The 1,549-nt window shown below is 35.6% G+C and carries 2 protein-coding genes and 1 tRNA gene; 2 read left to right on the top strand and 1 reads right to left on the bottom strand.

Annotated elements, in window-relative coordinates; genetic code table 11:
• Positions 1 to 675 (top strand): T9SS type A sorting domain-containing protein (locus R3333_RS14590; RefSeq protein ID WP_318959490.1); only part of this gene is annotated, 675 nt, incomplete at its 5' end.
• A gap of 54 nt (positions 676 to 729) precedes the next feature.
• Here the strand turns inward: R3333_RS14590 and R3333_RS14585 are convergent.
• Entirely contained in the window at positions 730 to 1,170 is a 441-nt protein-coding gene (locus tag R3333_RS14585) for a hypothetical protein (protein WP_318959489.1), read from the bottom strand.
• 186 nt (positions 1,171 to 1,356) lie between these two features.
• On the opposite strand from R3333_RS14585, the gene R3333_RS14580 reads away from it, so the two are divergent.
• Positions 1,357 to 1,439: transfer RNA gene (locus R3333_RS14580), tRNA-Leu, on the top strand.
• Positions 1,440 to 1,549: the final 110 nt, after the last annotated feature.

The following is a 1,549-nucleotide window of genomic DNA, read 5'->3' as shown; positions in this document are numbered from 1 at the left end:
GCAGGTGGATGTGACTCAATTAGAGTATTGAATTTAACTATGAATGCATCAACTGCTTCTACTCAAACGGAAGTTGCTTGTGCTTCTTACACTTGGCCAGCGGATGGTATGACCTATACTACATCAGGTCAATACACAGCTACCTTACAAACTGTTGCAGGGTGTGATTCTGTTGTGACATTAGACTTAACAATTGATAACGTAGACAACGGAGTAACTTTTGATTACCCGAATGGAACTTACATTGCAGATGAAACAGATCCTAACGCTACATTCCAGTGGTTATACTGTATCAACATGTCGTTTGTAACAAACCAAACAGGAAGTACATTTACTCCACAAGGAAACGGTGATTACGCCCTTCAGGTAACAAATGGATCATGTGTAGATACATCAGACTGTTTCTCTATTAACAACGTTGGAATCGCAACGGAGAACGAAGCTACATTCAATGTATACCCTAACCCAACTGTAGGAGCCTTTAAGGTATCATTTACAGAGGTTAATACAGGGGCAATTGTAATTACAGACCTTCAGGGGAAAGTAATGGCTACTACTTCTTTCGATACTACAAATGAAGTTGCATTAGATTTAACCAATGCACCAAAAGGAGTTTACTTTGTTACCGTTACAGGTACAAATGGAACTGCTGTTGAACGTTTGGTAATTCAATAAGAAAACCATTATAATACAAAAGGGAAGATCATTGTGGTCTTCCCTTTTTTATGTCTAAACTTTTGTATTCAAGAGCTTCTTAATATCTGAGTATTGAATGTTTTTAAAAATTATTTTTCTATCCTCCGCTGGTAGCTTATGAAAACCTGTTTTAAAATAGACTTTAAAATGTGTGATATAAAGTCTTTTATTAAATTCTCGAGGTTTGAGTTCAATCTCAGGGTCAACTTTCAATAGTGTCTCTAATTCTTCTTGTAGCGCCAAGGCTGTACGATTTACCCAATCTCTTCCATTGGCACTTAATTTTAAAGCTATTTTCTGTTTAAAAAGAAAGAGATAATGTTCCCCTAGATCTAGATAATAATTCGGAACTCTACTGGGATCACCATCAAAACGGGTAATAAAATCAACATGCCGCCAACGGTAATAGTCAATAGTACCTATTATTTTCTCCGGTACAGGATTAGGATGTAGGATTTCAATCATATCAAACACGACTTAGGGTTTTAGGTAATTACGTATAAGTTTTCAAAATGGATTTCAACGAAATAATTAATAATGTAACTAATTGTAAATCAAACGTTAAAAATAACAATAAAATTTTACTTGAAAATCTATTGAGAAATTCTTTTTATAAATGGCATTCGAGTTTATATTTGCAGCCTGTTCTTTTGAAATAATGCCCAGGTGGTGAAATTGGTAGACACGCAATCTTGAGGGGGTTGTGCACTACGTGCGTGCTGGTTCGAATCCAGTTCTGGGCACTGAAATAAAAAAGTAACTTTTTTTAATTTTTTCTTAAAAAAGGGTTGCAAATAAGAATTAATGTTGTAGTTTTGCACCCGCAAACGCAAACGATTCCGTAGCTCAGCTG

The sequence above is a fragment of the Lishizhenia sp. genome (genome assembly GCF_033720595.1).
In the GTDB taxonomy this organism is placed as follows: domain Bacteria; phylum Bacteroidota; class Bacteroidia; order Flavobacteriales_D; family Crocinitomicaceae; genus Lishizhenia.
This window is presented reverse-complemented; position numbering and strand designations above follow the sequence as displayed.